Genomic DNA, 9,274 nt, shown 5'->3' with positions numbered 1-9,274 from the left:
ACTGAGTGCCCGGACTGACAGTTCATCGAGCACATGAATCCCGGACGTGAACAGCCCCTTCTCACGGTCAAGGGGGATGAGTTGCTCACGGCTGATGGCCTCGTCGATACCGGCGCGTGCCCGTTCAATCACACCATTTTCCGGCGGCAGTATACCGACCGTTCTGGCCAGCACGTCCGTGTACGTAAACTGCACTTTTCGTTCACTTAATCCGGCAATCGCCTGTGTCACCGCCTGCTGCACATCCGGCCCATCCTGTGAAACAGCCCCGGGCGCCTGCGTGCGGGTCTCCGCACGCTGATCCGCCGCGTCACGATATGCCCGGATGTCGAACCCGGTTTCCTTCAGCGTCTGCATCCATTCAGCCATTCTGACTTCAGGATCGACGTGCTGTTTGGATTTTCGCGTATCCAGTGCCGCCACATCCCGGGATTTCAGCGAGGCATCTTCCCCGACGGCCTCCCGGATAGCCTGTGAGCGTCCGGAAAAGGCCTCCACCGGTACGCCCGGCATCTCCCACATACCGTGCTTACCCACCACTTCGGTTTCATAGCCCAGCGCCTCAACCTGCTCTTTCAGTTTTTCCCGGTAGAGCCTGCCAAAGGCAATCTGATTAGCGTACACATTCTCAATGAACCCCGTTTTCCCCACTTTGTCACTGCTCAGTGTCTTCCACTCACCGTTATGCTGCGTGACATTAGCCACCACCGCATGCGTGTGTAACTGTGGTTCCTGATCGCGACTGGTGTCGTGGTTAAACAGTGCCATCACCAGATTACCGGTCAGTACCGTTTCTGACTGTCCGTCCGTCATCACCCGTGTGGAGGCCAGCGCCTCCACCTGACGAACAGCAAAGTCCACGGCCTGGTTATGTGCATCAATCAGGCGCTTATCGCCACCTAACATGGCCATCATGGAGACACTTTTGGGGGCGGAGAAGGTCAGGTCGTAGCCGGGACGATGCTTATTACTGCCATCCTGCATGCGGCTTAGATCCGCTCCGTCCGGCAGCCTTCCCTCCAGAAGACGGGTAAAAACATCCTTATCGACACTGCCCTGCAGTCCCAGCTGTTCAGCCCCCCTGCCGGCCCAGCGTTCTCCCATGCTGCCCAGTACATAGTAATTATCCTTGTCGGTATAATAGTTACCGGCACTTCCGGCCGATCTGACCTGCGCGATACTCATCATCAGAAATCATCTCCCGGCTCAACATCCTCCCCACGCTCCCGGTGCACATTAATGTTCACCTCTTCACGACGCTGCATCTGCTGCTGGATGTCCGGATGATTTTCCTGTTGCCATGCCTCATAAGCGGCCATATCCACCACTTCACCGGATTCACTGATCCCGGGTGGCAGTTGCTGTTCCATCTCTTCTTCCGGTTTCATTTTCAGCTCCTGCTCAATCCCCCCTGCCGGAACATTCACACCTGAATCAGACTTCTTATCGTTGATGGCAGGAGACACCGGCTGTTGCGGCTGTTGCGGCTGTTGCGGCTGTTGCGGCTGTTGCGGCTGTTCAGCCTGAGTCACGTCTTCTCCGGAAACAACTTCCGGCACATCCGGTTCGAAGAGGCTGGCGATCTGACGACCTTCTGCTTCCCTTGCGGCAAGTACGGCACTCAGACGGTTCTCCATTTCCGGGTTGATGTCACGCGGAATAAACTCCGGAGCGACCTTCGGTCGTGCCTGATATTTCAGTGAGAGTTTTACTGCCGGATACGGTCCGGGCAGGGTGACATAACAGGTCAGATCCGGCAGAGACTGAATGTCGGAATAACTGACCAGCGTCTGGCGCTCCATATCCTTACCGGTCGATACCCCATCACGCACGGGATCAGCACCGTAGGAATACTGCTCGCTGGCTTTCAGGTGCTCTTTCTCACCAATTTCACCGGCAGCGAACTCTGCAATCTTATGGCTGGGAGAACGGAAAAAGGCACGGGTGTTCATAACGTCAAACAGCGTGGCAGCCGCTTTCTCACCGTAGATATCTTCCAGCTGAGCATAGGACTGGATACCAAATACATAGCAGCCACCGAACTTACGGGCTTCCGGCAGGATCTCCACCAGGTCCGGCAATTTGTGTAATGTGGGTAACTCATCACAGAAGAACCACACACGACGATTACGGTTTTCTCCCATTGCCAGCAGACCACGAATGGCAATAGACAGCCACATGGAAATCACAGGCTTCAGGGAGGCATGAGTATCGGCGTTCGACGAGATAAACAGCCAGCCGTTTTTCTGATCCTCCCGGACACCACGCATCCAGTCACGGATGGTAAAAGGCTCACCGTTATGCTCAATCCCCTGCAGGTAACGGATGGCTTTCACGTAGTTGGTCAGCACAGCACGGATGGAAATCGCCGTTTTCTCAATTTTCTCTTCCACCAGGTTGGCCGCCGGTGAATTACGCAGGTAGGTACGCAGTTTTTCAATTTTGATGGAAAGCAGTGTGTCCACCAGTTTGCTGTAGCTGCGGTTGGGGTCATTACGCATCAGATACGCCGCTTCCGCAAAAATGGTACGTCCTGAACCCTGCCAGAACGGGTCCTCTTTACCAGATGTACCCATCGGGATCAGAGTATTTGCGGTATTATCAAAATCCGGCTGTGTCAGGCACTCCTTCCACAAATCCCATGCGGCACAGCGGGCATCCAGCGGATTCAGGATTTTATCGATGGAGGGATCATAGTAACTTTTAACAAATTCCCCCGAACGGTCATAAATCACCACCATATCTCCACGCTGACGGGCGTAGTTGGCCAGACGACGGATAACTTCCGACTTACCGGCCCCGACCGTGCCGTGCAGACAGAAGTTCTGGATTTCGGAATCCCGGATAATCGGCAGGTCGCCAATCCGTATATCGGAGTCCTTGCCGTCTTTTTTCAGCATCCGGGCAACGTCTTTCGGATTGTCTGTCAGCTGACGACCACCTGTGACTTCATTTTCGCTCTGTTGTTTACCCTGACGCCCCAGAATCCAGGAGACAACAAAGAAGGTAATCAGGCAAATAACCAGTGCCACAACTGTGGCCAGAACGAATGCGGACCATAGCTGCTCTCCGCACCAGATCATATATTTATCATGCAGTACCTGAGCAGCATTCATCCGGAAGGTTTTGCCGTAATACTGGATCTCATATACCGGCTGGGACTTGATTAAATCCCGCATGCCTTCCAGCGTGGTACACCACCAGTAAATACAGCCGTTCACAAACGTCTGCCAGCTTATTTTTACCCATAAAACCAGACCAACGAGTATCCAGAAAAAAATAAACAGGCAGTAAAGCATGATATTGGCGATCTGGCTGAACATGCGGATACGCATGGACGCAATCTGACCGCCCTGGGTCATATCCTTTGCGTTAAAACTCATGATGATATTCCGAAGAAAGAAAGTCAGTCGGACTGATTATTAATGATGAAAAGATTAATAACCGTTAAATTCCGGCTTCGCCGGCAACACTTCACGGTCGCACAAAGAATTTGCACAACCGCTCAGTGTTTTCATATTTATTTCGGAAACCCCGGAAAGAAATAAAATAAATTTTATTTCTTTCCGGGGTTGGACAACGAGCAAAGCGAGGCGTCAGTCAGGAGGCCGGTCATACCAGCCTCCGGAAGATAATCAGAGAATATTTGCGATTGATTTGGCCAGCTGGTCTTCGAGAACAGGCTTCGCCTCTTCAAATTTTAGGTTAACCTTGTTCGCACTGGAGACCACACGGGTCTGATATTTATGCTGGTTACCTGTTTCAGTACTGGTCTGAATTTTCGCACCTGATGTGCCCTGACGCAGGGCGGCAACATTATCCGTTGTCACCGTTGCCTTAGTACGCTCTGCAATCTGCACATCCGTGATCATGGTATAGTTCACATCTTCCACCATCGCATCTGCAGCCATACCCACCAGACCAGCAGCAAGGCCCACACCGAGTGTGGCACCGGCAGAATTGGAATTATATCCGGTGATACCGGCACCTAACGCTGCACCAACTGCTGCGCCTTCATAACCACGGTTCAGCCATCCCTGAGACTCCCGCAGATCCATCTTATCGGCCTTCAGCACATTCGCCTGAATCCAGTAGTAGGCTTTATCCGGAGAAGTCACCACCTGATATCCTTTTGCTTTCACAGCATCAGCAATTTTGCCCTGCAGCCCACTCATGTCTTTATCAGACGTGTTTTTGATCTGCAGAAATACCGTGCGTTCGCTGGCGGGTTCAAGCCAGATGGTCTCACTCATCTGAGTCTTCACCTCAAGGTTACGCTTCTTGATTGCTGTGCTCATCGCACCACACCCTGAAAGGGCCAGAGTGGAACTGACCAGTGCAACCATCATCAATTTTTTTGTTTTCATTAAATTACCTTTTTTACAAACTACAGTTTTCTTATTGCCTGTCATAATAGTCCTGCCAACGAGTCCCAAAAGTATTTCCCGCTGAATCAAAGCCTCCATGCATAGGATATCCGGTTGAAGGGTTATAGTAGGTCGTTGGGGGCTGTTCAATGCCCCCGAAGTCTAACTTTTCACTCCTATCATATTGGTCTTTGAGTTGATTTTGACCCCATTTTTTTATGCTTATGCAACCACTAACTCGCCTTAACTCGTATAGTGTACCAATGATAAAAACCATCAGGCTTAATAACGGAGAGAGTAAGGAAGATACTGGCATCGTTATATACCAAACGCCTTTACTAAACTTAAACTCATCCGACACATTCTGTTTTTTTCGTATTTGAGAGAACAACCATATAAACAGTCCCTGCCATAGCACTATGAAGAACAGCATAAAAACTGTTTCGGCATTCCCCCAATCAGCCAGATAACAGGCGATAAACTGTATCACCGTTACCAGAGCAATATGGGCTAAACATCTCATTATCATCTCCCAAACACAGCATTATTACTTATACTTATCCTGATACTCCTTTGCCCTTTTCATAAGTTCCTGTGGACTGTCAGCCCCGGGCATTCTTTCCTGAGCCGACTTTTCTTCATTATATTTATTATTCTGAGATAATGCCTCTGTTTTATGGTGATTCTGCAGTTCAGAATACTGTCCTCTTACAATATTTTCCTCGCCACGTATGCTGTTCTGAGTATCACCTATATTCCCTTTATATTCTGTGACCATATTATCAACCTGATGTTTTACATCATTACGGATATTACTGTCCTGCGTTCTTTGCTCAATAACGGCCTGATGTCCCTGATGGTCAGCAATAATATCCTGACTGCCACCACCCGAAGGTACGCTCTCCATTCCTTTACCAATATCGCCACGGGATTCCCGCCAGGCATTATCAACACCAGGCTGTATCTGTTCCTGTACAAAAGACCAGGCCATCGCCCGACGGCGTTCTGCAATCTCCGGCGAACTGGTATTTGTCAGAATAGCTTCGGCATCCTGCGGTGCGTGTTTCATCACATACTGTGCAAACTGTTGCGACAAATCTTCGCTCATCTGCCCACTCATGCTTTCAGTACGGGATGCCATTTCAGCATATTCATGGCTGCGGGTCATATTCGTCGTGTACTGGTCGTAACTCTGTTTCGCTGAGTTCAGGGCTGCAGACAGTTGATCCACCCGGGAATCAGCATTATTGTCAGTATGGCTGCCGGATTCACTGACTTTGCGGCTGGTAAAGTAATCGCTGGCCTCTTTAAAGTCCTTACTGGCTTTAGCGTCAATATCATGACGAGCATCATGGCTGGCCCGTGAGCTACTGCTGGCCTGATGCGCATCATCATCACTCCAGTCAATGCCAGCCCGACCACCACCTCTAATGCCTAATCCTCCACCAACACCAAGAATTTTAGGTTTAACCCCCCATTCAGCATGAGCATCTCCATACATCCCGGCAGAAGCTCTCGTACTTCTGGATGCCAGTTCCTGAGTCGCCTGCTCATTACTGATATTATGCGCCTTCGCATAGCTTTCCACTGCACTGCGCATACGACTGGCCATCATGGAGTCCTGTGCGCTCATGGTGCTGTCAGCACCATCTGTGACAGAATCACTGCTCCCCCGGTTAGAACCAAACTGACTGAGCGAGTTCCAGGCACTGGCAATACTGCTGCTGAACCCATGCAGGGCGCTTTCTGCTCTGTTCGACGCCTCCCGGGCCATTTCCTGTTGTGCCGCCGCAATCTGACGCGTTGCATTGATACCGACCGGTAAACGGGACATCGCTCCGCTTGCATCCATCACCATATTACCGTCACGGGTCTGTGTGGTAGTTGCGCCACTGCCGGTCTGGTACATCATCTGACCAAACGACGTGGTGCTGTTGGTATTCCAGCTGAAGCCGTTCACGTTTTCCGTCTGCATGTTGCCGTAGGAGTAATTACCGTCAACCACACTGCCTGCCGCACTGGCAGTCGGGCTGATAGCAGAGGAAGCGAAATGGCTGTACACACTGGAAAACCCGGCCCCGAGTCCCCTGACCATCATCCAGGATAATGGCGGGATCATCATGGAAAGATACCCGGCAGTGGAAGCCAGATCGGAGTATTTCAGCTGTATCTGTGAAATTTCCGAGAGCACCACCGGTGCACCATTCTGCTTCGCATAAAATGTCATGGCGCTGTTCAGAATGGCGTACAACATTGGCCATGACTGCAACCACATCATGGCAAACACATAGCCTTTCAGCACGGACAGCGTCAGTTTGTTGAAGACAGCCGCCAGTACCAGGAGCGGGAAAATACCGATGGCGATCCCCGTCAGGATGGTCTGCGTCATGGGCAGTGTCCGCATCGCCACATGACCGATGGAGACATGTGCCAGACGTTGCTTCTCCATCGATGACGTGGTGGCCAGATTCACCAGGCTGGCCGAATCACCATTACGTGCGGCATAACTGGTGATCCCCTCCTTCAGCGCATTGATGGTGACATTCTGGCGGATGATCTGGCTGGCTGATTTACTTGAGCCATAGAAGTAACTGTAACTGTCGCCAATCAGCGTACTGAACAGCAGGTTAGGATCAGGGCGTCCACCAAATAGCTGCTGGGCATAATAATGCCAGGTTTTTCCGCCACTCTGTGTGTCCAGATTCAGCTTGTCTTTCAGCGTGACCGACGCGTCCTTACAGGTTATGAAATTATTATTGCTGTCATAAACGCCCCGCAGCGGACTGGGGCGGGAAAAAATCAGCGTGTAGGGATCAGCGGAGGCCATCAGCTCCTCCAGCGTGTATTTGTGGTTCAGGTAAATATCCCCCATCACGCAGTTCTGCACATAATCCTGAAAAAGATTGGCGATTTCCGGATTGCGGGACAAAAAGTCGGTGCTTTTTGATACCAGTTCTGCGCCAAACAGCATCCCCGTTTTGCTGTAGGTGACACTGTCCGGCTGCGTGAAGATCATCTCGTAACTGGCCACCATTGCATGCCCGATACGGGTCGTCAGTGAAAGTGGCATCGCCAGTCCGACCGGCACATTATCCACCCGGTGAACTTTGACCAAGTCACTGTTATCAATAATCTGCACCGATGTGCGGACATTAACCAGCAGGCTGATAAGCACAAACACGGCCACCCAGCCCAGCAAATCCATCACGTTGTGCCGCTGTCCCCATATCACGGCCACCGCGAGAACAGACAATGTGAGCGCAATTTTTTCAATGGAATCCCACGTCCTGGTTCCCATAAAGGCGGCAATGGCGTTCAGGTTATTCCGCAACCATTCACCACCGGCAATCACATAAACTTCATTCACAGCGTGCTCCCTCCGAAGTGATAGTTGTTCTGGTAACGACTGAGCATGCGGGCGGAAAGCTGCTGACGCATGTAGCTCATCTGACGATCGACAACCAGCAGCGCATCCTGCTGTACCTGCACCTGTGACTGAAACGCCGCAATCTGCCGGGTGGCATCATTCATGTTGTCGTTAATATGTACGATAACCGCTTCGTCATAATTTCCCGTGGCCACCATCGCCCGGGCCTGCTGTATCAGCTCCTGAATGTACTGCAGCAGGATGTCGTAACCGATATAGTCCGTCAGCTGGTAAATCATGCTGTTGGAAACTCCGAGCATCTGCGGGTCAACCTGGTATTTGAAGACGGGGATGGTGGTACTGGAAATAAAGCCTTTTTCCTTGTCATCCAGAGGCGTGTCACTGACCGCCTTGTTCTGAATGCTGGCCAGAAGTTTAGTAATCTGAGACTTCAGTGCATTATCCCGGCTGATGGTCACCGGTGTGTCTGCCACCACTTTCAGGCATTTATCAGAATCGTTGCAGTGATAAATTTTTGCTGTGCCGCCTTCCATCATAGCCCGGATAATTGAGCGGTCAGTGGTTCTGGCTGACAAGGGTGTGATTTCGCCGTTGGGACCAAACACCAGTGAGCCGGTCAGCGTCATCACAAACTCTTTCAGCTCTTTGTTGCCGTCAAACATTCTGTTTTTGGAAAGCGCATTCCACATGATGTTGATGTTTTTGGTCACCCGCTCCTTATCCTTGTCGCTGGCTTTATCCCTGACGCTGTCAGATTTCCCGCCAACGGTACATCCCTGCCGGGAAGCCGCCCAGTCAGCAAAAATATTGCTCTCACCGGCAATGTCCTGACAGACTTTCTGCTGGGACACCTGCGTCCGGGGGAAAAGCCCGCCGATAATCCCCTGTGCCGCCTGGCAGGAACTGAGGTTCATACTGTTAATGTCGCTTGCCATTTTCTGCAGGAAGTCTTTTGCGGTTTTGATTTCCGGCACCGTTGTCTGCAGGGCAAGGTCAAAGAAGTAACCGGCAGCGTTGCTCATAATCTGCTTAACAAAACGCTGCAGCTGCTCGCCATTAATAAAACTGAACGAACCGAGATAGGCATCGATGCCACCACATCCGGCATTGATATCCGGCAGCGTCATGGAAATGAGCTGGATATTTTTGACCTGGGTGCGGGCATACAGGGAGCCACCGTAAGCATAACCGGCAGCCTGCCCCTGCCAGACGCCCGGCTGTGTGGTATTGGAAGCGAAGCCCAGCTTGTTAAAGAACTGATTCATGTCGCTGTTCACATCCGCTGACGCTGCAGGCGTCACTGTCAGTAAGGCGGCACAAAGAATAAAAAGAGGCTTAATGCGAAACATTATTGCTGCCCTCCCTTAATGTGTTCTCCCGGCGCATACGGCGTTTCAGCAGGAATATCATGATATTTCTGCCTGATAATGCACATAAAGGCAGCAGATAACCCGCAACAAAAAAACCGGATGCCAGCGCCCATAACGTACACGGAATGGCATACATCAGGATGTTCCAC

The 9,274-nt window shown here is 51.2% G+C and carries 6 protein-coding genes and 1 pseudogene; all 7 read right to left on the bottom strand.

Annotated elements, in window-relative coordinates:
* On the bottom strand, positions 1-1,188 hold a 1,188-nt coding region (gene mobF / locus FQ015_RS08525; protein WP_160523957.1), incomplete at its 3' end, for a MobF family relaxase.
* The gene (gene traD, locus FQ015_RS08520) at positions 1,188-3,383 is read right to left on the bottom strand and encodes a type IV conjugative transfer system coupling protein TraD (protein WP_160523956.1); all 2,196 of its coding nucleotides are present in this window, start codon (positions 3,381-3,383) and stop codon (positions 1,188-1,190) included. The genes mobF and traD, both read right to left, overlap by 1 nt.
* 252 nt (positions 3,384-3,635) lie before the next feature.
* Entirely contained in the window at positions 3,636-4,367 is a 732-nt protein-coding gene (traT, locus tag FQ015_RS08515) for a conjugal transfer complement resistance protein TraT (RefSeq protein WP_089638634.1), read from the bottom strand.
* Between the two features lie 31 nt (positions 4,368-4,398).
* The gene (locus FQ015_RS08510) at positions 4,399-4,896 is read right to left on the bottom strand and encodes an entry exclusion protein (protein WP_104730548.1); all 498 of its coding nucleotides are present in this window, start codon (positions 4,894-4,896) and stop codon (positions 4,399-4,401) included.
* Positions 4,897-4,914: 18 nt separating this feature from the next.
* Positions 4,915-7,734: a conjugal transfer mating-pair stabilization protein TraG gene (traG, locus tag FQ015_RS08505; protein ID WP_160523955.1), complete on the bottom strand. Its 2,820-nt coding sequence runs from the start codon at positions 7,732-7,734 to the stop codon at positions 4,915-4,917.
* Positions 7,731-9,104, bottom strand: a complete 1,374-nt coding sequence (gene traH, locus FQ015_RS08500; RefSeq protein WP_160523954.1) for a conjugal transfer pilus assembly protein TraH — start codon at positions 9,102-9,104, stop codon at positions 7,731-7,733. Before traH ends, traG begins: the two co-directional genes overlap by 4 nt.
* A pseudogene (locus FQ015_RS24155) lies at positions 9,091-9,274 on the bottom strand (F-type conjugal transfer protein TrbF); the annotation flags it as partial. The gene traH and the pseudogene FQ015_RS24155, both read right to left, overlap by 14 nt.

The sequence above is a fragment of the Escherichia sp. HH26CH genome, from assembly GCF_009820205.1.
Classification (GTDB): Bacteria; Pseudomonadota; Gammaproteobacteria; order Enterobacterales; family Enterobacteriaceae; genus Escherichia; species Escherichia coli_F.
This window is presented reverse-complemented; position numbering and strand designations above follow the sequence as displayed.

Excerpts from the sequence above, each read along its gene's own strand:
- traH (WP_160523954.1), bottom strand. The coding sequence starts at position 9,104 with ATGTTTCGCATTAAGCCTCTTTTTATTCTTTGTGCCGCCTTACTGACA.
- traD (WP_160523956.1), bottom strand. The coding sequence starts at position 3,383 with ATGAGTTTTAACGCAAAGGATATGACCCAGGGCGGTCAGATTGCGTCC.
- FQ015_RS08510 (WP_104730548.1), bottom strand. The coding sequence starts at position 4,896 with ATGATAATGAGATGTTTAGCCCATATTGCTCTGGTAACGGTGATACAG.
- traT (WP_089638634.1), bottom strand. The coding sequence starts at position 4,367 with ATGAAAACAAAAAAATTGATGATGGTTGCACTGGTCAGTTCCACTCTG.